22 protein-coding genes and 2 tRNA genes are annotated in these 21617 nt (G+C 66.8%); 12 read left to right on the top strand and 12 right to left on the bottom strand.

Translation table 11 applies throughout. From position 1 onward, the window contains the following. Nucleotides 1-21: 21 nt before the first annotated feature. The 7 genes from A5673_RS23600 to rpmH all read right to left on the bottom strand — a co-directional run bounded on the left by A5673_RS23600 (nucleotide 22) and on the right by rpmH (nucleotide 4359). Nucleotides 22-1077: a ParA family protein gene (locus A5673_RS23600; RefSeq protein ID WP_231971437.1), complete on the bottom strand. Its 1056-nt coding sequence runs from the start codon at nucleotides 1075-1077 to the stop codon at nucleotides 22-24. Next, nucleotides 972-1700 (bottom strand): 16S rRNA (guanine(527)-N(7))-methyltransferase RsmG, encoded by a 729-nt coding sequence (rsmG, locus tag A5673_RS23605; RefSeq protein WP_068238343.1) that lies wholly within the window; start codon nucleotides 1698-1700, stop codon nucleotides 972-974. The genes A5673_RS23600 and rsmG overlap by 106 nt, the downstream gene beginning before the upstream one ends. An 85-nt stretch (nucleotides 1701-1785) precedes the next feature. Beyond that, the gene (locus A5673_RS23610; RefSeq protein WP_068238269.1) at nucleotides 1786-2361 is read right to left on the bottom strand and encodes a R3H domain-containing nucleic acid-binding protein; all 576 of its coding nucleotides are present in this window, start codon (nucleotides 2359-2361) and stop codon (nucleotides 1786-1788) included. Between the two features lie 79 nt (nucleotides 2362-2440). Then, entirely contained in the window at nucleotides 2441-3550 is a 1110-nt protein-coding gene (gene yidC / locus A5673_RS23615) for a membrane protein insertase YidC (RefSeq protein ID WP_068238273.1), read from the bottom strand. Next, entirely contained in the window at nucleotides 3534-3839 is a 306-nt protein-coding gene (gene yidD, locus A5673_RS28685) for a membrane protein insertion efficiency factor YidD (protein ID WP_082958918.1), read from the bottom strand. Before yidD ends, yidC begins: the two co-directional genes overlap by 17 nt. Beyond that, nucleotides 3836-4192 (bottom strand): ribonuclease P protein component, encoded by a 357-nt coding sequence (gene rnpA / locus A5673_RS23620; protein ID WP_082958919.1) that lies wholly within the window; start codon nucleotides 4190-4192, stop codon nucleotides 3836-3838. The genes yidD and rnpA overlap by 4 nt, the downstream gene beginning before the upstream one ends. Before the next feature lie 23 nt (nucleotides 4193-4215). Further along, nucleotides 4216-4359 carry a 50S ribosomal protein L34 gene (rpmH, locus tag A5673_RS28690; RefSeq protein WP_077100535.1) on the bottom strand — a complete coding sequence of 48 codons (144 nt, stop codon included), beginning with the start codon at nucleotides 4357-4359 and terminating at the stop codon, nucleotides 4216-4218. Nucleotides 4360-4941: 582 nt separating this feature from the next. Here rpmH and dnaA point away from each other — a divergent pair. The 9 genes from dnaA to A5673_RS23665 all read left to right on the top strand — a co-directional run bounded on the left by dnaA (nucleotide 4942) and on the right by A5673_RS23665 (nucleotide 16602). After that, complete coding sequence (gene dnaA, locus A5673_RS23625) at nucleotides 4942-6489, top strand: chromosomal replication initiator protein DnaA (RefSeq protein WP_068238277.1); 1548 nt, start codon at nucleotides 4942-4944, stop codon at nucleotides 6487-6489. 472 nt (nucleotides 6490-6961) lie between these two features. Next, entirely contained in the window at nucleotides 6962-8161 is a 1200-nt protein-coding gene (gene dnaN / locus A5673_RS23630) for a DNA polymerase III subunit beta (RefSeq protein ID WP_068238281.1), read from the top strand. Then, nucleotides 8162-9319, top strand: a complete 1158-nt coding sequence (gene recF / locus A5673_RS23635; RefSeq protein ID WP_068238285.1) for a DNA replication/repair protein RecF — start codon at nucleotides 8162-8164, stop codon at nucleotides 9317-9319. It abuts the gene before it with no gap. Continuing rightward, nucleotides 9316-9870 (top strand): DUF721 family protein, encoded by a 555-nt coding sequence (locus A5673_RS23640; RefSeq protein ID WP_068238289.1) that lies wholly within the window; start codon nucleotides 9316-9318, stop codon nucleotides 9868-9870. Before recF ends, A5673_RS23640 begins: the two co-directional genes overlap by 4 nt. Nucleotides 9871-10124: 254 nt before the next feature. Then, on the top strand, nucleotides 10125-12158 hold the full coding sequence (gene gyrB / locus A5673_RS23645; RefSeq protein WP_068238292.1) for a DNA topoisomerase (ATP-hydrolyzing) subunit B: 2034 nt from the start codon (nucleotides 10125-10127) through the stop codon (nucleotides 12156-12158). Nucleotides 12159-12191: 33 nt separating this feature from the next. After that, nucleotides 12192-15284 (top strand): intein-containing DNA gyrase subunit A, encoded by a 3093-nt coding sequence (gene gyrA / locus A5673_RS23650; RefSeq protein ID WP_068238298.1) that lies wholly within the window; start codon nucleotides 12192-12194, stop codon nucleotides 15282-15284. A 78-nt stretch (nucleotides 15285-15362) separates the two neighbouring features. Then, nucleotides 15363-16238 carry a DUF3566 domain-containing protein gene (locus tag A5673_RS23655; protein WP_068238301.1) on the top strand — a complete coding sequence of 292 codons (876 nt, stop codon included), beginning with the start codon at nucleotides 15363-15365 and terminating at the stop codon, nucleotides 16236-16238. Between the two features lie 66 nt (nucleotides 16239-16304). Then, nucleotides 16305-16378, top strand: a tRNA-Ile gene (locus tag A5673_RS23660). Nucleotides 16379-16529: 151 nt separating this feature from the next. After that, a tRNA-Ala gene (locus A5673_RS23665) sits at nucleotides 16530-16602 on the top strand. Nucleotides 16603-16607: 5 nt separating this feature from the next. Here the strand turns inward: A5673_RS23665 and A5673_RS23670 are convergent. Together A5673_RS23670 and A5673_RS23675 are read right to left on the bottom strand one after the other, a co-directional pair. After that, nucleotides 16608-16826: a hypothetical protein gene (locus A5673_RS23670; protein ID WP_068238304.1), complete on the bottom strand. Its 219-nt coding sequence runs from the start codon at nucleotides 16824-16826 to the stop codon at nucleotides 16608-16610. Further along, entirely contained in the window at nucleotides 16807-17376 is a 570-nt protein-coding gene (locus A5673_RS23675) for a TetR/AcrR family transcriptional regulator (RefSeq protein WP_068238306.1), read from the bottom strand. The genes A5673_RS23670 and A5673_RS23675 overlap by 20 nt, the downstream gene beginning before the upstream one ends. Nucleotides 17377-17567: 191 nt before the next feature. Here A5673_RS23675 and A5673_RS23680 point away from each other — a divergent pair, with 191 nt between their 5' ends. Continuing rightward, nucleotides 17568-18782: a cytochrome P450 gene (locus tag A5673_RS23680; RefSeq protein WP_068238307.1), complete on the top strand. Its 1215-nt coding sequence runs from the start codon at nucleotides 17568-17570 to the stop codon at nucleotides 18780-18782. A 4-nt stretch (nucleotides 18783-18786) separates the two neighbouring features. On the opposite strand, the gene cwsA is transcribed toward A5673_RS23680, so the two are convergent. Further along, nucleotides 18787-19221, bottom strand: coding sequence for a cell wall synthesis protein CwsA (gene cwsA, locus A5673_RS23685; RefSeq protein WP_068238310.1), 435 nt, complete (start codon nucleotides 19219-19221; stop codon nucleotides 18787-18789). Between the two features lie 91 nt (nucleotides 19222-19312). On the opposite strand from cwsA, the gene A5673_RS23690 reads away from it, so the two are divergent. After that, the gene (locus tag A5673_RS23690) at nucleotides 19313-19861 is read left to right on the top strand and encodes a peptidylprolyl isomerase (protein WP_068238313.1); all 549 of its coding nucleotides are present in this window, start codon (nucleotides 19313-19315) and stop codon (nucleotides 19859-19861) included. A gap of 14 nt (nucleotides 19862-19875) precedes the next feature. Here A5673_RS23690 and A5673_RS23695 read toward each other — a convergent pair whose 3' ends face one another. Both A5673_RS23695 and crgA read right to left on the bottom strand, forming a co-directional pair. Continuing rightward, nucleotides 19876-20301: a PH domain-containing protein gene (locus A5673_RS23695; RefSeq protein WP_068238348.1), complete on the bottom strand. Its 426-nt coding sequence runs from the start codon at nucleotides 20299-20301 to the stop codon at nucleotides 19876-19878. A gap of 155 nt (nucleotides 20302-20456) precedes the next feature. Then, on the bottom strand, nucleotides 20457-20738 hold the full coding sequence (gene crgA / locus A5673_RS23700; RefSeq protein WP_066917062.1) for a cell division protein CrgA: 282 nt from the start codon (nucleotides 20736-20738) through the stop codon (nucleotides 20457-20459). Between the two features lie 130 nt (nucleotides 20739-20868). On the opposite strand from crgA, the gene A5673_RS23705 reads away from it, so the two are divergent. Next, entirely contained in the window at nucleotides 20869-21612 is a 744-nt protein-coding gene (locus A5673_RS23705) for a DUF881 domain-containing protein (RefSeq protein WP_068238314.1), read from the top strand. Nucleotides 21613-21617 lie beyond the last annotated feature (5 nt).

Genomic DNA, 21617 nt, shown 5'->3' on the forward strand with positions numbered 1-21617 from the left:
CGGATGGTGCAGGCATCTTGTTCAGTCACGTTCGGCGAGTTCGCGACTCGCGTCGAGGTAGCTCATCGCTCCCCGGGAGCCGGGGTCGTAATCGATGATCGTCATGCTGTAGCCGGGTGCCTCCGAAACCTTGACGCTGCGCGGAATCACCGTGCGCAGCACCTTGGTTCCGAAGTATCGGCGTACCTCTTCGGCCACCTGGTCGGCCAGCTTGGTCCGTCCGTCGTACATCGTCAGAATGACGGTCGTCACGTCCAGCTGGGGATTGAGGTGCGCCTTCACCATCTCGATATTGCGCATCAGCTGTGACACGCCCTCCAGCGCGTAGTACTCGCACTGGATCGGGATCATCACCTCGGGCGCGGCCACCAGCGCGTTGATCGTCAGCAGCCCGAGCGACGGCGGGCAGTCGATGAAGACGTAATCGAAGTCAAACTCGTCGAGCTCGGCCAGGGCGGTGCGCAAGCGGTTCTCACGCGCGACCATGCTGACCAACTCGATCTCGGCGCCGGCCAGGTCGATGGTCGCCGGTACGCAGAACAGCCGCGAGCTGTGGGGGCTCGGCCGTAACGCCTCCCGCAGCGAGACCTCGCCGATCAGCACTTCGTACGACGACGGCGTGCCTGCCTGCCGGTCGTGGATGCCCAGGGCCGTGCTCGCGTTGCCCTGGGGATCGAGGTCGATCACGAGTGTCTTGAGCCCCTGCACGGCCAGCGCGGCGGCGAGGTTGACGGCGGTCGTCGTCTTGCCGACGCCGCCCTTCTGGTTGGCGACGGTGAACAGCCGCCGGTGGGCCGGGCGGCGCAGCGGCGGGTAGGCCGTGTGGAGGACCCGCATCGCGCGCTCGGCGGCGGCGCCGATCGGGGTGTCGTACTCGGCCGATGTTTCACGTGAAACATCTCCCGCCTCCGGCGCGGGTTCAGCCACACTCGGAGCCGGCGGCGGCCCGCCGGACCAACCGGTCGGAGAACTCACGGTGTCCCCCTGTCTCCCATACGTCCCGGCTTTTTGCGCGACGGCTTTCCGTGTCGCGCTAACACCACGGTTGACGGCGGATGCAAATAGTTCCCGCCACATGTGACCACCCTGACATCAAGGGCGCCCGCCGCCGCCATCACACGCCGGTGGGCTTCCACTTCCTCGGGAGCGCGCTCCCCCTTGATGGCGACCATCCGCCCGTCGAGCCGTAGCAACGGCATGCTCCACTTCGTCAACTTGTCCAGCGGTGCCACCGCTCGCGACACCGCGACGTCCCGGGCCCCGAACTGCTCGCGCACCCAAGGCTCCTCCGCGCGGCCGCGGACCACCTCGGCCGCCAACCCTAGTTCGGTCACCGCCTCGATGAGAAACTCGCTCCGCCGCAGCATCGGCTCCAGGAGCACGACCTCGAGATCGGGCCTCGCGATCGCGAGCGGTATCCCAGGCAGGCCGGCGCCGCTGCCGATGTCGATCACCCGTTCGCCCGACTCGATGAGCTCGCCGACCACCGCACTATTCAATAGGTGGCGCTCCCACAGGCGGCCGACCTCCCGCGGCCCGAGGAGCCCGCGCTCCACCGCCGGGCCTGCGAGCAGTTCGGCGTACCCTCGCGCGATATCGGCGCGCGGACCGAAGACCGCCGTGGCGGCCCCGCCCAGCGATCCGGGATCTGCCGCGTACGCTCCCCCGGCCACCCCCTCGTCATGTTTCACGTGAAACATGTCGTCTCCTTGTTTCACGTGAAACATCCTCGATCCCCTGGGCCGTCCGGGTCGTCTCTGAATTACACGGCTGTTACTTGGCGCCTTAGTCGACCAGAACGACAACACGGCGCGAAGGCTCCTGGCCCTCGCTCTCGCTGTGCACCCCGGGCACCGCAGCGACCGCGTCGTGAACGATCTTGCGTTCGAACGGCGTCATCGGAGACAGCTCCTCGCGCTCGCCGCTGTCGAGCACCCGCCGCGCCACCTTGTCGCCCAACGCCGCAAGCTCCTCGCGGCGCCGGCGCCGCCAGCTCGCGATGTCGAGCATCAACCGGCTCCGCACACCCGTCTTCTGGTGCACCGCCAACCGGGTCAGCTCCTGCAGCGCGTCCAGCACCTCTCCACCGCGGCCGACCAACTTGTTCAGGTCGCTGCTGCCGTCGATGCTGACGACGGCGCGGTCACCCTCCACGTCCAGATCGATGTCGCCGTCGAAGTCCAGGAGGTCCAGCAGCTCCTCGAGATAGTCACCGGCGATCTCCCCCTCGGCAACCAGTCGGTCCTCCAGGTCGTCGCCTTGGTCGGCATCACCTTCGGCTGCCGCCTCGCCCTCCGGGGCCGGCGCTTGCGTGTCGAGCTCTGCGTCAACGTCGCGTTCGGTCGTTTCGGCGTCTGTCATCTCGTTTTCTCTCCCTCATCCAGGGGTTCCCGTCCAGTCGGGTCGCTCGCCCGGGGTCCCCTTAAGCTGTGGCGTCGCGTCAGCGTTTCCGCTTCTTCGGTCGCGCCCCGGGTCTCGGGGTCCGATTGGTTGGCCCGTCGTTGCGTGCCGCCGTGCCCGGCTTGTCCGGTTCCACCGTGTCCGCTGCCGCTTCGGTGGATCCGTCGGAGTCGGCATCCGCGCCGTCGTCGTTCCGCGCCGCGGAGCCGTTACCGCCGGCTGAGGCCTTGGGGTTGCGCTTCGGTTTCGCCCCCGGCGCGGGCGCGTTGGCCGCCCGCCGCTGGACGACTTCCTGCCTCTTGGCCTCGTCCTCTTTTTCGATCATGCCGAACACGTAGTGCTGCTGACCGAACGTCCAGATGTTGTTCGAGACCCAGTACATGATGATCGCGAGCGGCAGGAACGGCCCGCTGACGATCACACCCAGCGGAAAGACGTACAGCGCCAACTTGTTCATCATCGCGGTCTGCGGGTTGGCGGCGGCCTCGGGACTCTGGCGCGCCACCGAGGCGCGGCTGTTGAAGTAGGTCGCGATGCCCGCCAGGATCATCACCGGAGCGCCCACCGCGATCACCGCGGGACGGCTGAAGTGGGTGAAGGCGTCCAACCCGGCGTGTTGCGTCATGAACGCGCCGATCGGCGCACCGAACAGGTTGGCGTCCAGGAAGTGCGCCACGTCGGCCGGGCTGAAGACATAGTTGCCCGTCGCCCGGTTCTGGGCCACCGACAGATGCGGCTGGCCGAAGCCTCCGGTGGTGCGGTTGAACGACCGCAAGACGTGATACAGGCCGAGGAACACCGGGACCTGGGCGAGCATCGGCAGGCAGCCGAGGACCGGATTGAAGCCGTGCTCGCGCTGCAGCTTCTGCATTTCGAGCGCCATCCGCTGGCGGTCCTTGGAGTATTTCTTCTGCAGCGCCTTGATCTGCGGCTGCAACTCCTGCATCTGCCGGGTGGTGCGGATCTGGCGCACGAACGGCTTGTACAGCAGGGCCCGCAAGCTGAACACCAGGAACATCACCGACAGGGCCCAGGCGAAGAAGTTCGACGGTCCGAGCAACGCCGCGAACAACTTGTACCAAGCCCACATGATCCACGACACCGGGTAGTAGATGATGTCGAGGCTGAAGAAATCAAACAAAAGATTCACTCTCCCGTTGCTCCGGCGCGGGGTCTCCCGCGGCGCCGGCGCCTTCGAAACTCGCCCGGCATGCGTGTCGATCCGGTATCGGATCCCATCCTCCCCGATGCCACGGACCGCACTTGGCGAGCCTGGCCGCGGCCAACCAGCTGCCCCGGATCAAGCCGTATTCCGTGAGAGCATCGACGGCGTACTGGCTACAGGTCGGCATGAAGCGACATGTCGCCGGGCGCAGCGGTGAGACCATGTGCCGGTACAGCTGGATCAAAAAGATCAATCCCCGCGCCACCCGGTTCATCGGTCGGTTCCCGCCGACTCGAAGGCGCGCCGCAACCCGCGCCGCAACTGTTGCTCCAGTCGCGCGGATGACACCTGGCGACTGCTCGGCAACGCCCGGATCACCACCCGGTCGGATGGCTGGAGATCCCCCAACATCGTTCGCGCGACGTGACGCAGCCGGCGGGCCACGCGATGGCGCTCCACCGCCGACCCGACGGTCTTGGCAATGATGAGGCCGACTCGAGGACCGTTGTCGTCTCCCGGATCGCGTCGCATATGCACGACGACGTCCGGCTGCGCCGCACGCACCCCGTTCTTCACCGCGGCGTCAAACTCCGTTGACCGCCTCATGCGGTTGCGTGCGGGAAGCACCGCTGAAAAACCCGACGTTGCGATCAGGCAGTCAACGCGCGGCGGCCTTTGCGGCGCCGGCTGGAGACGATCGATCGCCCGGCGCGGGTGCGCATCCGCAAGCGGAAGCCATGCACGCGGGCTCGGCGCCGGTTATTCGGCTGGAAGGTCCGCTTGCCCTTGGCCACGGCGTTCTCCTCGTCTTCGAACCATCCGGCCGCATTCGTCCGCGAGGCGGCCGGAGGTGGGTCTTGCTGCTGGCCGGCGCGGTCCCCGAGCGTTGTCCGGGTCGCAGCCGTATCGCCGACTTTCGGGCGACTGTTTGAGGGTACTGACGCGGGTTCGCTGGGTCAAACTTGGTCTCCCGCAACGGACCCAACTCACATATCCGCGAAAACGCAAGTTCTCGAAGAGGCCCTTGCGGCACCATAGGACGGCAAGCGATAAACAGGGCCCAGATGACCCTAAAGAGGCCGATTGGAATGCAGCAGAACTGTTGGCAGCCGAACGGAAAACTGTTAGCTTCGGGCAATGCCGTTTCAGAGTGGAGCGGCGCTCGACGACGAAGCGAGGATGGCGGATCGACTAGCTGTCTAGACGACCCACCCGGGTTGTCCTCAGCGCGGAGATCACGGGCCGTCGCCGGTAGGCTGCGGCTCGTTTACCATCATCCTGTCCACACCTGTGTATAACTATGTGGACAGTTGTTTCGTCACCAAGCGTGGCTGCCCCTCGACCCGGGATCTGCGAGAACCAGGGAGATTACGTCGTTGACCGATGACCCCGGTTCAGGATTCACAACAGTTTGGAACGCGGTCGTCTCCGAGCTCAACGGCGAGTCGGCCTCGGAGGGGATGGCCGCCAATCGCACCGCCCTCGCCACCCCACTCACGCCTCAGCAAAGGGCATGGCTGAACCTCGTTCAGCCACTCACCATCGTTGAGGGATTCGCTCTGCTGTCGGTACCGAGCAGCTTCGTGCAGAACGAGATCGAACGCCACTTGCGCGCCCCGATCACCGACGCCCTGAGCCGCCGGCTCGGACAGCAGATCCAACTCGGGGTGCGCATCGCCCCACCCGCAGACGACGCCGACGACGCTGCCTTCGCCGCAGCGGAGCCCTTCCCGACCGGCCTGGACGAGCAATCCCCGGCAGACGATCCCGTCATCGACATGCCCGTCGACATCGACGAGGGTGACGAAAACGGTGAGATCGTCACCGCCGAGCAGAGCTGGCCGAACTACTTCACCGAACGGCCCCACGCTGCCGACCCGGCGATCGCCGGCGGAACCAGCCTCAACCGCCGATACACCTTCGACACCTTCGTCATCGGCGCCTCCAACCGGTTCGCGCACGCGGCCGCTCTGGCCATCGCCGAAGCCCCGGCCCGCGCCTACAATCCTCTGTTCATCTGGGGAGAATCCGGCCTCGGCAAGACTCATCTGCTGCACGCCGCCGGCAACTACGCGCAGCGGTTGTTCCCCGGCATGCGCGTCAAGTACGTCTCGACCGAGGAATTCACCAACGACTTCATCAACTCACTGCGCGACGACCGCAAGGTCGCGTTCAAGCGCAGTTACCGCGATGTCGATGTGTTGCTGGTCGACGACATCCAGTTCATCGAGGGCAAAGAAGGTATCCAGGAGGAGTTCTTCCACACCTTCAACACGCTGCACAACGCCAACAAACAGATCGTCATCTCGTCTGACCGGCCGCCCAAGCAGCTGGCCACCCTCGAAGACCGACTGAGGACCCGGTTCGAGTGGGGCCTGATCACCGACGTGCAGCCTCCGGAACTGGAGACCCGCATCGCCATTCTGCGCAAGAAGGCACAGATGGAACGGCTGGCCGTGCCCGACGACGTCCTCGAGCTCATCGCCAGCAGCATCGAACGCAACATCCGCGAGCTCGAAGGCGCGCTGATCCGGGTGACCGCGTTCGCGTCGCTGAACAAGACCCCGATCGATAAGGCTTTGGCGGAAATTGTCCTTCGCGACCTGATCGCCGACGCCAGCACCATGCAGATCAGCGCGGCCACCATCATGGCCGCCACCGCCGAGTACTTCGACACCACCGTCGAGGAGTTGCGCGGACCCGGCAAGACACGGGCGCTGGCCCAGTCGCGCCAAATTGCGATGTACCTATGCCGTGAGCTGACCGACTTGTCGCTGCCCAAGATCGGCCAGGCGTTCGGCCGCGACCACACCACGGTCATGTACGCGCAACGAAAGATCTTGTCCGAGATGGCCGAGCGCCGTGAGGTCTTCGATCACGTCAAGGAACTCACCACCCGCATCCGGCAGCGCTCCAAGCGCTGATTTCGGCCGTCCCCGCCAACTTTTTTCAAAAAACTTCTCACTCCCCTGTCACAGCCGTCACACCATCGCAGTGTGGGTAGCGCTGTGCACAAACCGTCCAAACACTGGTGCAGCAATGACGTCTACGTCCACATCCCGCCGCCATCCCCAGCGCCCCGCGGCCGCACACAGAGTTATCAACCGCGTCATCCACAACCGCACCGCTCGCCTAGCTGCGGCAAGGCCCGGCTGTCCCCAGATTGCACAGTCCTTATTACTAGTACTGAGATCTCTCCGTAGATTGTTCTTTGAAGAACAGCGCTGGGGACGCGCGTCGCCGCGGTGCCACGTGACGCGTCGATGACGCCTTTTGTCGGGCGGTGCGATTAGCTTTCAAGATGGCCGCCGACGATCTACGGTTGTTCAGCGACCGCTAGCGACGGGCGGCTAGCCACTTGGATTTTTCGGAACACTCGGCACGTAAAGGGACGCTATGGACGCGGCGACGACAACAGCTGGCCTCACCGACTTGAAGTTTCGTCTGGTGCGAGAGTCTTTCGCCGACGCGGTGTCGTGGGTGGCGAAGAATCTGCCGACCAGGCCGGCGGTGCCGGTGCTGTCCGGGGTGCTGTTGTCCGGTTCCGATGAGGGACTGATGATTTCCGGGTTTGACTACGAGGTCTCCGCCGAAGCCCAGGTTGCGGCTGAAATAGCTTCTCCGGGAAGCGTTTTGGTATCCGGAAGGTTGTTGTCGGACATCACCCGGGCGTTGCCGAACAAGCCGGTGGATTTCTATGTGGACGGCAACCGGGTTGCGCTGACGTGCGGAAGCGCCCGCTTCTCGCTGCCGACGATGCCGGTCGAGGACTATCCGACGCTGCCCGCGCTGCCGGAAGGCACCGGGACCCTGCCGGCGGAACTGTTCGCCGAGGCGATCGGTCAGGTCGCCGTCGCCGCCGGCCGGGACGACACGTTGCCCATGTTGACCGGGATCCGGGTTGAGATTTCGGGCGACAAGGTGGTTTTGGCAGCGACCGATAGGTTCAGGTTGGCGGTTCGTGAGCTGACGTGGTCGGCGTTGTCGCCCGACATCGAAGCCGCGGTGCTGGTGCCGGCCAAGACGCTGGCCGAAGCGGCCAAAGCCGGGGCGGACGGGTCTGAGGTTCAACTGTCGCTGGGCGCCGGCGCGGGAGTCGGCAAGGACGGGTTGCTGGGCATCAGCGGCAACGGCAAGCGAAGCACCACGCGGCTGCTGGACGCGGAGTTCCCCAAGTTTCGGCAGCTGTTGCCGGCCGAGCACACCGCCGTCGCCACCATCGACGTCGCCGAGCTGACCGAGGCGATCAAGCTCGTCGCCCTGGTCGCCGACCGGGGTGCGCAGGTGCGGATGGAATTCTCCGAGGGATCGCTGCGGCTTTCCGCGGGGGCCGATGACGTGGGTCGGGCCGAAGAAGACCTGCAGGTGGATTTCGTCGGCGAACCGCTGACGATCGCCTTCAATCCGACGTACCTGACCGACGGGCTCGCGTCGGTGCACTCGGACCGCGTGTCGTTCGGTTTCACGACGCCGGGCAAGCCCGCGTTGCTGCGCCCGGCCTCGGGCGACGACGCCTCCCCCAGCGGCAACGGGCCGTTCGGCGCGTTGCCAACGGATTACGTGTACCTGTTGATGCCAGTTCGGTTGCCCGGGTAGGTGTACGTCCGGCATTTGGGACTGCGTGATTTCCGGTCCTGGGCGGTCGCCGACCTCGAGTTGCAGCCGGGCCGGACGGTATTCGTCGGGCCCAACGGCTTTGGAAAGACGAATCTCATTGAGGCGCTGTGGTTTTCGACCACCTTGGCTTCACATCGGGTCGGGACGGACGCGCCGCTGATCCGGGCCGGCGCCGAGCGCGCGGTGGTCTCGACGATCGTCGTCAACGAGGGTAGGGAATGCGCGGTCGACTTGGAGATCGCGGCGGGCCGCGCCAACAAGGCGCGGCTGAATCGGTCGCCGGTGCGTAGCACGCGCGAGGTGGTGGGGGTGCTGCGCGCGGTGCTGTTTGCGCCCGAGGACCTGGCTTTGGTGCGCGGCGACCCGTCGGATCGGCGCCGCTACCTCGATGATCTGGCGACCGTGCGCCGGCCCGCGATCGCCGGGGTGCGCGCCGACTACGACAAGGTGCTGCGGCAGCGGACGGCGCTGTTGAAGTCCCTGTCCGGCGCCCGTTACCGGGGGGACCGAAGCGCCCTGGACACCCTCGACGTGTGGGACAGCCGGCTGGCCGAGCACGGCGCGGCCCTGATGGCCGCGCGGATCGATCTGGTGAACGAGGTGGCGCCCGAGGTGGAGAAGGCTTACCAGCTGGTGGCGCCCGGATCGCGGCCCGCCTCCGTCGCGTATCGCGCAAGCCTCGGGGAACACAACTCAAAAGACTTCGACGGCACCGACCGCGAATTCCTGGAAGCCGCCCTGTTGGCAGCCCTGTCGGCGCGCCGTGACGCCGAACTGGAACGCGGGATGTGTCTGGTGGGTCCGCACCGCGACGACCTGGAGTTGCGGCTGGGCGACCAACCCGCGAAAGGCTTTGCCAGCCACGGGGAATCGTGGTCGTTCGCGGTGTCCCTGCGGTTGGCGGCGTACGAACTGTTGCGGGCCGACGGCACCGAACCCGTGTTGTTGCTCGATGACGTGTTCGCCGAACTCGACGCCACGCGCCGTCGCGCGTTGGCGTCGGTGGCCGAGTCGGCCGAGCAGGTGTTGGTGACCGCGGCGGTGCCGGAAGACATTCCGGCGGACTGGGACGCTAGGCGGGTGCACATCGATATGCGCGACGACGACTCGGGCCGGATGTCGGAGGTGAGTTTATGACCGGCGCAGGAGGCGGGGAAGAGCTCGACCGGATGGGAGGGTTGACCGGGATTGATCTGGTGCGGCGCACGCTCGAGGAGGCGCGCGCCGCCGCGCGGGCCCAGGGTAAGGACGCCGGTCGCGGCCGGTCGGCCCCGGCGGTGCCGCGGCGCCTGGCGGGGCAGCGACGCAGCTGGTCGGGTCCGGGGCCCGACGGACGGGATCCGCAACCGCTGGGCCGGCTGGCGCGTGACCTGGCGAAAAAGCGCGGTTGGTCGACGCACGTTGCCGAGGGCACGGTGCTGGGCCACTGGACCTCGGTGGTGGGCCACCAGATCGCCGACCACGCGACCCCGACTGCGCTCAGCGACGGTGTGCTCAGCGTGACGGCGGAATCGACCGCCTGGGCGACCCAGCTGCGGATGATTCAGGCGCAGCTCTTGGCCAAGATCGCCGCGGCGGTGGGCAACGGCGTCGTGACCTCGCTGAAAATCACCGGGCCGGCCGCACCGTCCTGGCGTAAGGGCCCACGTCACATCGCCGGGCGGGGGCCGCGCGACACCTACGGCTGAGGCGATCCGATGCCCAAAACATCCCCAGCCGCGCGTCTATCAACAGGCGCCTGAGAGCCGCCAGAACGGAACGGACTTACATAACGCACGTCGGGACGCGCCCGGAACTCGGAAATCGTGCGCACGGCGCGGTTAGCTGGGTAGAAACGCGCCCAGAGAATCGGTACGGGGGGTCCTTCACGGTAGAGTGGTGGGATGCGACTGTCGCGGTGACCGAACCGCCCGCATGAAACCCCGAGGAGAGCATTCCGACCGTGGCTGCCCAGAAGAAGAAGCCCCAAGAAGGATACGGCGCTTCGTCCATCACCGTGCTCGAAGGGCTGGAGGCCGTTCGCAAACGCCCGGGCATGTATATCGGCTCCACCGGTGAGCGTGGCTTACACCACCTCATCTGGGAGGTGGTCGACAACTCGGTGGACGAGGCGATGGCAGGTTACGCGACGCAGGTCGACGTCCGGCTGCTCGACGACGGCAGCGTGGAAGTCGCGGACAACGGGCGCGGCATTCCCGTGGCGATGCACGCGACCGGCGCCCCGACCGTCGACGTCGTGATGACCCAGCTGCACGCCGGCGGGAAGTTCGGCGGCGAGAACAGCGGCTACAACGTCAGCGGTGGCTTGCACGGCGTCGGCGTATCGGTGGTCAACGCGCTGTCCACCCGGCTCGAGGTCGACATCAAGCGCGACGGCCACGAGTGGTCGCAGTTCTATGACCACGCCGTTCCCGGAACCCTCAAGGAGGGCGAGGCCACCAAGAAGACCGGAACCACCATCCGATTCTGGGCGGACCCCGACATCTTCGAAACCACCCACTACGACTTCGAGACGGTGGCCCGCCGGCTGCAGGAAATGGCGTTCCTGAACAAGGGTCTGACCATCAACCTCACCGACGAGCGGGTGGAGCAGGACGAGGTCGTCGAAGAGGTCGTCAGCGACACCGCCGAGGCACCCAAGAGTGCCGAAGAAAAGGCGGCCGAATCGACCGCGCCGCACAAGGTCAAGCGCCGCACCTTCCACTACCCCGGCGGCCTGGTGGACTTCGTCAAGCACATCAACCGCACCAAGAGCCCGATCCAACAGAGCGTCATCGACTTCGACGGAAAAGGCACCGGCCACGAGGTCGAAATCGCCATGCAGTGGAACGGCGGCTATTCGGAATCGGTGCACACCTTCGCCAACACAATCAACACCCACGAGGGCGGCACGCACGAGGAGGGCTTCCGCAGCGCGCTGACCTCGGTGGTGAACAAGTACGCCAAAGACAAGAAACTGCTCAAGGACAAAGACCCCAACCTCACCGGTGACGACATCCGGGAGGGCCTGGCCGCCGTCATCTCCGTCAAGGTGAGCGAGCCGCAGTTCGAGGGGCAGACCAAGACCAAGCTGGGCAACACCGAGGTCAAGTCGTTCGTGCAGAAGGTGTGCAACGAACAGCTGACGCACTGGTTCGAGGCCAACCCCTCGGAGGCGAAAACCGTTGTCAACAAGGCGGTCTCGTCGGCGCAGGCGCGAATCGCGGCGCGCAAGGCGCGGGAGCTGGTGCGCCGCAAGAGCGCGACCGACCTGGGCGGGTTGCCGGGCAAGCTCGCCGACTGCCGCTCCACCGACCCGCGAAAGTCCGAACTGTATGTGGTCGAGGGTGATTCGGCCGGCGGCTCGGCCAAGAGCGGCCGCGATTCGATGTTCCAGGCCATCCTCCCGTTGCGCGGCAAGATCATCAACGTCGAAAAGGCGCGCATCGACCGGGTGCTGAAGAACACCGAAGTCCAGGCGATCATCACCGCGCTCGGCACCGGGATCCACGACGAGTTCGACCTCAGCAAGCTGCGCTACCACAAGATCGTGCTGATGGCCGACGCCGACGTTGACGGCCAACACATTTCGACGTTGCTGTTGACGTTGTTGTTCCGCTTCATGCGGCCGCTGATCGAGAACGGGCACGTGTTCTTGGCGCAGCCGCCGCTGTACAAGTTGAAGTGGCAGCGCACCGATCCTGAGTTCGCCTACTCCGACCGCGAGCGCGACGGACTGCTGGAGGCCGGGCTGAAGGCCGGGAAGAAGATCAACAAGGAAGACGGCATCCAGCGCTACAAGGGTCTGGGCGAGATGGACGCCAAGGAATTGTGGGAGACCACGATGGACCCGTCCGTGCGGGTGTTGCGCCAAGTCACCCTGGACGACGCGGCGGCCGCCGACGAGCTGTTCTCCATTTTGATGGGCGAGGATGTCGACGCGCGCCGCAGCTTTATCACCCGCAACGCCAAGGACGTTCGCTTCCTGGATGTGTGATGAATCAGGCACTCCGAAACAAACGAGGAATAGATGACTGACACCACGCTGCCACCTGGCGACGAGGCCGGCGACCGCATCGAACCGGTTGACATTCAGCAGGAGATGCAGCGCAGCTACATCGACTACGCGATGAGCGTGATCGTGGGCCGCGCCCTGCCGGAGGTGCGCGACGGCCTCAAGCCGGTGCACCGCCGGGTGCTGTACGCGATGTACGACTCCGGTTTCCGCCCGGACCGCAGCCACGCCAAGTCGGCGCGTTCGGTGGCCGAGACGATGGGTAACTACCACCCGCACGGCGACGCGTCGATCTACGACACGTTGGTGCGTATGGCCCAGCCGTGGTCGCTGCGGTATCCGCTCGTCGACGGCCAGGGCAACTTCGGTTCACCGGGCAATGACCCGCCGGCGGCGATGAGGTACTGCTGCTCCGGAGATACGTTGGTGGCGCTGGCTTCCGGCGGTTCGATTCGGATCGCCGACATCGCGCCCGGCGCGCTACCAAACACCGACAACGTCATCGACATGAAAGTCGTTGACCGGCATGGCAATCCCGTGCGGGCCGATCGGTTGTTCCATTCGGGCGAGCATGACACCTACACCGTGCGGACGGTCGAGGGTTTCGAGGTCACCGGCACGGCGAACCATCCGCTGCTGTGTCTTGTCAACGTCGCCGGCGTTCCGACGCTCCTATGGAAGCTGATCGAAGAGATCCGAGCGGGCGATTGCGTTGTCATGAACGCCGAGCGTGTGGCATATGCAAGCGGCATGCCGTCAACGGCGTGCATAGCCCCCACGGTCGACGAGGTGCCGGGGCTTGCCCAATTCCTCAGCGCCTACGGAGATGATGCGGATGCCGCAGCCATCGCGACCGACCTGACCGACGGACGGTTCTACTACGCGCGTGTGGCGTCCGTCGCCGAAGCCGGTGTCCAACCCGTCTACAGCCTCCGCGTCGACACCGAGGACCACGCGTTCCTGACGAACGGGTTCGTCAGCCACAACACAGAGGCGCGGCTGACCCCGCTCGCGATGGAGATGCTGCGCGAAATCGACGAGGAGACAGTCGATTTCATCCCGAACTACGACGGGCGTGTGCAGGAACCGACGGTGCTGCCCAGCCGGTTCCCCAACCTGCTGGCCAACGGTTCGGGCGGCATCGCGGTCGGCATGGCGACCAACATCCCGCCGCACAACCTGCGCGAGCTCGCCGAGGCGGTGTTCTGGTGCCTGGAAAACCACGAGGCCGACGAGGAAGCGACGCTGGCCGCCGTGATGGAACGGGTCAAGGGCCCCGACTTCCCGACCTCGGGGCTGATCGTCGGATCTCAGGGCATCAACGACGCCTACAAGACCGGCCGCGGGTCCATTCGGATGCGCGGTGTGGTGGAGGTCGAAGAGGCCAGGGGCCGAACGTCTTTGGTGATCACTGAATTGCCGTATCAGGTCAACCACGACAACTTCATCACCTCGATCGCCGAGCAGGTCCGTGACGGCAGGCTCGCCGGGATCGCCAACATCGAAGACCAGTCCAGCGACCGGGTGGGCCTGCGCATCGTCGTCGAGCTCAAGCGTGACGCGGTGGCCAAGGTCGTGCTGAACAACCTCTACAAGCACACCCAGCTGCAGACCAGCTTCGGCGCCAACATGCTGGCCATCGTCGACGGCGTGCCGCGTACCCTGCGGCTCGACCAGATGATCCGCCACTACGTCGCGCACCAGCTCGACGTCATCGTGCGCCGCACCACCTATCGGCTGCGCAAGGCCAACGAACGGGCCCACATCCTGCGGGGTTTGGTGAAAGCCCTTGACGCACTCGACGAAGTGATCGCGTTGATCCGGGCGTCGGAGACCGTCGATATCGCCCGCGCCGGCCTGATCGAGCTCCTCGACATCGACGAGATCCAGGCCCAGGCGATCCTGGACATGCAGCTGCGGCGGCTGGCGGCCCTGGAGCGCCAGCGCATCATCGACGACCTGGCCAAGATCGAGGCCGAGATCGCCGACCTGGAAGACATCCTGGCCAAGCCGGAGCGCCAGCGCGCGATCGTGCGCGACGAACTCGCCGAGATCGTCGACAAGCACGGCGACGACCGGCGCACCCGGATTGTGGCCGCCGACGGCGAGGTCAGCGACGAGGACCTCATCGCCCGCGAGGACGTCGTCGTCACCATCACCGAGACCGGCTACGCCAAGCGCACCAAGACCGACCTGTATCGCAGCCAGAAACGCGGCGGCAAGGGCGTGCAGGGTGCGGGCCTCAAGCAGGACGACATCGTCGCGCACTTCTTCGTGTCGTCCACGCACGACTGGATCCTGTTCTTCACCACGCAGGGCCGGGTGTACCGCGCCAAGGCCTACGAGCTGCCGGAGGCGTCCCGCACCGCGCGCGGTCAGCACGTGGCCAACCTGCTGGCCTTCCAGCCCGAGGAGCGCATCGCGCAGGTCATCCAGATCCGCAGCTACGAGGACGCCCCCTACCTGGTGTTGGCGACGCGCAACGGCCTGGTCAAAAAGACCAAGCTGACCGACTTCGACTCCAACCGCTCCGGCGGGATCGTGGCGATCAACCTGCGTGACACCGACGAGTTGGTCGGTGCGGTGCTGTGCTCCTCGGAGGAGGACCTGCTGCTGGTCTCGGCCAACGGGCAGTCGATCCGGTTCTCGGCGACCGACGAGGCGCTGCGCCCGATGGGACGGGCCACCTCCGGTGTGCAGGGCATGCGATTCAACGCCGACGATTACCTGTTGTCGCTGAACGTGATCCGCGAGGGCACTTACCTGCTGGTCGCCACGTCCGGCGGCTACGCCAAGCGCACCGCGATCGAGGAGTACCCGGTGCAGGGACGCGGCGGCAAGGGAGTGCTGACCGTTCAGTACGACCGTCGCCGCGGCAGGCTGGTGGGCGCGTTGATCGTCGACGACGACAGCGAGCTGTACGCGATCACCTCCGGCGGCGGCGTCATCCGCACCGCGGCACGCCAGGTCCGCAAAGCGGGCCGGCAAACCAAGGGCGTGCGGTTGATGAACCTCGGCGAGGACAACACGCTGTTGGCCATCGCGCGAAACGCCGAGGAGGCCGCGGACGAAGCCGTCGAGGAGGCCGAGGGCGCTGACGAGTCGTAAGGCTTAAACTCGGTCCGACCAGACATAATCCAACAGCCACCGCGCAGGCGGCCATCGCAAAAGATCTAAGGAGTCGGGGTGACCTCACCGAACGAGCCGGGCGCCCCAAACAAGGGCGACGGCCTCAATGGCGACGGTGCGGTGGAGCGTCCCGGCGCACACCGCGCGGCGCCCGCGCAGGCGAGCGGAGTCCAGGGCGCCGCTCGGCCGGCCCGCTCGGCGCCCCGCGAGTCAGAATCGCAGGGCGCGCCGCGACCGGCGAGCTCGCCCACCGGCGCCGATGCACGCCCTAACCGCGTCATTTTCGGCACCGCCGCACCCGGCGGGGGCGCGGCCGCGCGCCCGAAGCACCCCCCGTACGAGTTCGAGGCCGGGCCGGGGCGCGGCGACGGCCCACCCGCCGAGGCCTACGCCAGCGAGCTGCCGGACCTATCCGGGCCGCTGCCGCGGCACCCGCAGCGCAAACCCACGCCGGAACGCAGCGCCGAGACGTCGGCCGCCTCCGCGCCGTCGGCCCGGACGGCGACCGCCGAAAGCCGGGAGAGCCGCGAGGGCCGCGAAAACCGCGTCCAGGTGTCGCGGCGCACCCGCGGCCCCGTACGGGCCAGCATGCAGATCCGCAGGATCGACCCGTGGAGCACGTTGAAGGTGTCGCTGCTGCTGTCGGTGGCGTTGTTTTTCGTGTGGATGATCGCCGTGGCGTTCCTCTACCTCGTGTTGGGCGGCATGGGCGTGTGGGCCAAGCTGAACAGCAACGTCGGCGACCTGCTGAACAACACCAGCGGCAGCAGCGGGGAACTGGTTTCCAGCGGCACCATCTTCGGCGGCGCCGTGCTGATCGGCCTCGTGAACATCGTCCTGCTCACCGCGATGGCCACCATCGCCGCGTTCGTGTACAACCTCGCCACCGATCTGATCGGCGGCATCGAGGTCACGCTGGCGGATCGCGACTAGCGGCATGCGATTTTGTGGCTGGGGCGGCGATTGCGGTAATCTCGTCGCTCGGCCCTACGCGATTAAGGGCCTGTAGCTCAGGCGGTTAGAGCGCTTCGCTGATAACGAAGAGGTCGGAGGTTCGAGTCCTCCCAGGCCCACAACCATGTGCCCGTCCAGACGTTGCGTGAGACTTGCATTGCCACTGGCGCTGGTCGCTGTAGCGGCGGCGGTGGTGCGGTCACGACGCGGGGTCGAGGTCTGGCACGTGGCGGTGGCTGACCCACCCGATCACCCGCCGAGCCACGACGAGGGGCCTTAGCTCAGTTGGTAGAGCACCGCCTTTGCAAGGCGGGTGTCAGGGGTTCGATTCCCCTAGGCTCCACAGCGCTAGAGGTCCTCGCCCTCGGCCAGGTACGTGACTCGGTACCAACGCCGAGGCGGTCCCACCCGGGTGTCGTAGCTATCGGTCGCAAGCACCGACTCCAGCCGCACATCCGTCAGATGCGGATGCTGGACGCGAACCTGGTCTTCGAGCGCCGCCTCCAGCGCGTCGCCGGTGAGGGCGGCATCCGCGAGCGCCCTGCCCTCATACCGCGTCCACGTCACGCCCTACATCCTCTCCGGAACCGAGCAAGCGTTGCACCAAGGCGCGTTCGGCCGCCGGATCCTTGAGCGGCCAGCACCACAGCGCCAGGAAGACGCGGATCAGCCCCTGCGCGGCGAGCGGGTCGTCATTGTCGGGTCCGAGCATTTCGGCGGCCAAGCCGGTAACGGTGGGCGAGCTGATGACCCATTCGCTGACCGGGGTCGCGTGGATGGACTGCATCAGTTGGACAAGCGGATCCGATCGCATGCGTTGCAGCGCGATGATCGTGGCGGTCACGACCCGATCCGGGCCGCGCAGGTCCTTGATGGCTTCCCGCGTGGCGTCGACGATGCGCGCCGCCTGGATGGCGACGACGGCGTCCCGGATCGCCGCCTTGCCGCCGGCATGGCGGTAGATCGTCGCGGGCGAGCAGTGCACCCTGGCCGCCAGGGCCTCGATCGTGAACCCCTCGTAGCCCTTGCGCGAGATGAGGTCCGCGGCCGCGGTGTAAATCCGTTCGGTGGCTTCGCCGCGGCGATCGCGGCCCACCAACCAGTCGTCGCGTGCCATCCGGGCTCCTCGGTGTCGCGGTCGAGAGAAATACTTCTCTCATCCTGAGAATTTTCAAGCATGATTTCTCACGACAACGCCCTGCTGGCCCCGGACCGCCGCCGCCGACCGGCGGTGACCAGGGCCGCCCCGGCCCCTCAACTTGTCCCCGACCCATTGACGCCGCCGCGCCGCGAACCCAACCTGAACGCATGCCGGTCTTGGACCAACCGATCCAGTTGCTGGGCGCCGAGGCGCTCCAAGATCCCTATCCGCTGTATGACCGCATGCGCGCCGAGGCGCCGGTGCAGCGCATCGGCGAGTCCGTGTTCTACGCCGTGTGCGGCTGGGACGCGATGCAGGAGGCCGTCGAGCGGGTCGGGGACTTTTCCTCAAACCTCACGGCGACCCTGGTCTTCCGCGACGACGGCACCCTCACCCCGTTCGACATGGGGCCGGCGGGCGGGGCAGCGCACGCGCTGGCCACTGCGGACGACCCGGCCCATGCGCTGCACCGCAAGATCCTGCTGCCGCACCTGTCGGCCAAACGCGTGCGGATCATCGAGGAGTTCGCGACCGAGACCGCCGACCGCCTCTGGGCGGAGAATTTGCGCGGCGGCCAGATCGAATGGATGAGCGCCGTCGCCAACCGGTTACCGATGATGGTGGTCGCGCGGCTGCTTGGCCTGCCCGACGACGACGTCGACCGGCTCATCCGGCTGGGCTACGCCACCACCACACTGCTCGACGGGGTTGTCACGCCCGAGCAGCTCGAAGCGGCCTTCGCGGCCGCCCTGGAACTGTCCGGCTACGTCACGGAGCACTTCGAAAAGGCAAGCGCCACCAACGAATACGGCCTCATGGCCGACCTCGCGGCCCGCTGCGCTTCCGGTGAGCTGGAACAGCTGCCGGCGCTGGGCATCATGCTCACCCTGTTCAGCGCCGCGGGCGAGTCGACGGCGTCGCTGCTGGGCAGCGCGGCGTGGATCCTGGCCGACCGTCCCGCGATCCAACAACAGCTGCGCGAAAACCCGCAACTGCTAACGGCTTTCATCGAGGAGACGTTGCGGCTCGAGTCGCCGTTCCGCGGGCACTACCGGCACGTGTGGCGCGACACCACCTTGGCCGGAGTCGATTTACCCGCCGACTCCCATCTGCTGCTGATGTGGGGCGCGGCCAACCGCGACCCGACGCATTTCGAGGCCCCGAACGAATTCCGCCTCGACCGCCCCGGCGCCAAAGGCCACCTGGCGTTCGGCAAGGGCCTGCACTTCTGCGTGGGCGCGGCGCTGGCGCGCCTCGAAGCGCATATCGTGTTGGGCAAGCTGCTGGAGCGCACCACCTGGATCGAGGCGCTCGACGTCGGCGAATGGCTGCCGAGCATCCTGGTCCGGCGCCGGAAATCGCTGCGGCTGGCGGTGCGATAACCCGTTACGGCCGCGGCTGCACGTCGACGCTGGGCGGCAGGGGTGAGGGCTCCTCGCGGCCTGCGCGCATCGATCGCCGCACGATGCTGAACGCGACGGCACCGCCCGCCAGGACCACGACGGCCGCCCCCGCGATCACCCAGGGACGCGGCCTTCGCCGCTGGGCCCGGCGTGCATCCTGCAGCGCCTGGGGCAGCCCGGCGACCACTTCTTGGGCGGCGGCCAGCTCCTGCGCGAGGGTCTCTTGGGCCGCGGCGATCTCGCGGGCGAGCCGGCCCTCCCGGTAGCGGCGGCGGAGCTCCGACGCGGTCGACTGCGCGCCGTTGACGCTGAGTCCGACGACGCCCCGGGTGACGTCGACCGGTCCCACCGCCGTGTAGGTCAGGCCCCGGGCCAGTCGCTCCCGCGGGGTCAGCCGGGTTTCCGCCTTCGCGCTCATCTGCCGCCCTTCTGTGCCGCTCCCCCGGTGCCTCATCAGCCTGCCATCAATCGGGCACGCCCGGTACCGGCTGCGGGCTTGCCCGCCCGCAATGGCAGACTCTAACCCCGTGACTAACAGCCCCATTCAGACCGCCACCGCAACGCTGCACACCAACCGTGGAGACATCAAGGTCGCCCTCTTCGGGAACCACGCGCCCAAGACCGTCGCGAACTTCGTCGGCCTGGCCCAGGGCACCAAGGAGTACTCGACGCAGAATGCATCGGGCGGCCCGTCGGGGCCGTTCTACGACGGCGCGGTCTTCCACCGGGTGATCAAGGGCTTCATGATCCAGGGCGGCGACCCGACCGGCACCGGCCGCGGCGGTCCGGGCTACAAGTTCGCCGACGAGTTCCACCCCGAGTTGCAGTTCGACAAGCCCTACTTGCTCGCGATGGCCAACGCCGGCCCGGGCACCAATGGCTCCCAGTTCTTCATCACCGTGGCCCAGACGCCGCACCTGAACCGGCGGCACACGATCTTCGGCGAAGTGACCGACGCCGACTCGCAAAAGGTCGTCGACGCGATCGCCACAACGGCCACCGACGGCAACGACCGTCCGACCGAGCCGGTCGTCATCGAGTCGATCACGATCTCCTGAACCGGCGCCGTCGCTCAGCGCCGGTTGCCACCGGCGTACCCGGCGTCGGTCAGCGCGTCGAGCACCTCCAGCGGGTTGGTCCCGAGGTCCCACCGGGAGAAGATCACCAGCCCCCCGTCGGCCGTCTCGACCTCGAGCAATCGCACCGTGCGCCCATGCCGGCGGAACTCGGTGATCCGGATGATCTTGATGTCGGAGCGCCGTAATAGCTGCGTCCGAAACCACCCCCGCAGCGCCAACCCGTCGGGAGTGATTGCCAGCTTCGGGCGGGCGCGCCACGTCAAGCCCGCAAACACGATCAGACCGGCTGCGGCAATCCCCGTCAAAATGCGGCCGGGCGGGTCTGTGACTATGGTCACACTCGCGATAGCCATCAAAACGCCCACGGCCCCGCAACCAGCGATTCCGGCCGCACCGGGCGCCCATTCTGTTTGCTGCACGGGCCGACTAACCCCTCCCACCATTGGCTATGCGGTTATCCACAAGCGCTATCAACAGTGGGGATAAATCACACGCGTGTGATTGGGTGGTCACAACGTTGCTGAGCCAGTTACAGGCGGACCCCAAGATGAATTCATCAGCGGCGCGGCCCCGATCAGTGCCAGCGCATCGTGAGCAACAAGCCGGTGATCATGAAAGCGAACGCGATGGCGTAGTTCCACGGGCCGAGTTGCGCCATCCAGTTCAGGGCCGCCGGCGCCTGGCTTCCGACCGCGGCCAGCTGGAATACCATCAGCCAGACGAGCCCGATCAACATGAGGCCGACAAACAGGCAGACGAACCACACGCTGGAGGGTCCGACCTTCACCTTCACCGGCGTGCGGCTGACCGCGCTGACGGTGAAATCGTTCTTCTTGCGGACCTTCGATTTGGGCATTTCAGTACCTCGGCATTACCTGAACAACATGTTGAACGGGACGGGGTGCGACGATAACGATGGCAGCTGCACGGATGGCTCGGCTACGAGACTAACTCACCTGGCCCCGTGACCAGGAAATGGAGAGCCGATGATTGACAGGCGCCGCTCACCATGGCGCTTCGGCGTCCCGCTGGTGTGCCTGCTGGCGGGGTTGCTGCTCGCCGCCACCCACGGGGTGTCGGGCGGCGCCGAAATCCGCCGCAGCGACGCGCCGCGCCTGGTCGATCTGGTCCGCGAGGCGCAGTCGTCGGTGGCCCGCCTCAGCGCCGAGCGCGGCGAGCTGACCGACAAGCTCGATTCGGCGCACGGCCGCTCGTCGGACGCCGCGCTCGCGGCGATGCTGCGTCGCGCCGCGGAGCTGGCGGCCGAGGCCGACATGAACCCGGTCCACGGGCCGGGCCTGGTGGTGACCCTCCAGGACGCGCAGCGCGACGCCAACGGCCGCTTCCCCCGCGACGCATCGCCGGACGACCTGGTGGTGCACCAGCAGGACATCCAGGCCGTCCTCAACGCGCTGTGGAGCGCCGGCGCGGAAGCGATCCAGATGCAGGACCAGCGGATCATCGCGACCTCGGTGCCCCGTTGCGTCGGCAACACGCTGTTGCTCAACGGGCGCACCTACAGCCCGCCCTACACGATCACCGCGATCGGCAACGCGGCGGCCATGCAGGCCGCCCTGGCCGCCGCTCCCCTTGTCATCCTCTACAAGCAGTACGTGGTCCGTTTCGGGCTGGGCTACCAGGAAGAGGTCAAGCCCGACGTCCAGGTCGCCGGCCATTCCGAACCGGTGCGCATGCACTTCGCGCAGCCGGCGGGCCCGGTGGGCTACTGAGCCGG

The sequence above is a fragment of the Mycobacterium sp. E3198 genome (genome assembly GCF_001667015.1).
In the GTDB taxonomy this organism is placed as follows: Bacteria; Actinomycetota; Actinomycetes; order Mycobacteriales; family Mycobacteriaceae; genus Mycobacterium.

Bases quoted from the DNA above. Each gene is read 5' to 3' on its own strand.
- A5673_RS23600 (WP_231971437.1), bottom strand. From the start codon at position 1,077: ATGTGGCGGGAACTATTTGCATCCGCCGTCAACCGTGGTGTTAGCGCG.
- rsmG (WP_068238343.1), bottom strand. From the start codon at position 1,700: ATGTTTCACGTGAAACATGACGAGGGGGTGGCCGGGGGAGCGTACGCG.
- A5673_RS23610 (WP_068238269.1), bottom strand. From the start codon at position 2,361: ATGACAGACGCCGAAACGACCGAACGCGACGTTGACGCAGAGCTCGAC.
- yidD (WP_082958918.1), bottom strand. From the start codon at position 3,839: ATGAACCGGGTGGCGCGGGGATTGATCTTTTTGATCCAGCTGTACCGG.
- dnaN (WP_068238281.1), top strand. From the start codon at position 6,962: ATGGACGCGGCGACGACAACAGCTGGCCTCACCGACTTGAAGTTTCGT.
- A5673_RS23640 (WP_068238289.1), top strand. From the start codon at position 9,316: ATGACCGGCGCAGGAGGCGGGGAAGAGCTCGACCGGATGGGAGGGTTG.
- gyrA (WP_068238298.1), top strand. From the start codon at position 12,192: ATGACTGACACCACGCTGCCACCTGGCGACGAGGCCGGCGACCGCATC.
- A5673_RS23675 (WP_068238306.1), bottom strand. From the start codon at position 17,376: ATGGCACGCGACGACTGGTTGGTGGGCCGCGATCGCCGCGGCGAAGCC.
- A5673_RS23680 (WP_068238307.1), top strand. From the start codon at position 17,568: ATGCCGGTCTTGGACCAACCGATCCAGTTGCTGGGCGCCGAGGCGCTC.
- cwsA (WP_068238310.1), bottom strand. From the start codon at position 19,221: ATGAGCGCGAAGGCGGAAACCCGGCTGACCCCGCGGGAGCGACTGGCC.
- A5673_RS23690 (WP_068238313.1), top strand. From the start codon at position 19,313: ATGGCAGACTCTAACCCCGTGACTAACAGCCCCATTCAGACCGCCACC.
- crgA (WP_066917062.1), bottom strand. From the start codon at position 20,738: ATGCCCAAATCGAAGGTCCGCAAGAAGAACGATTTCACCGTCAGCGCG.
- A5673_RS23705 (WP_068238314.1), top strand. From the start codon at position 20,869: ATGATTGACAGGCGCCGCTCACCATGGCGCTTCGGCGTCCCGCTGGTG.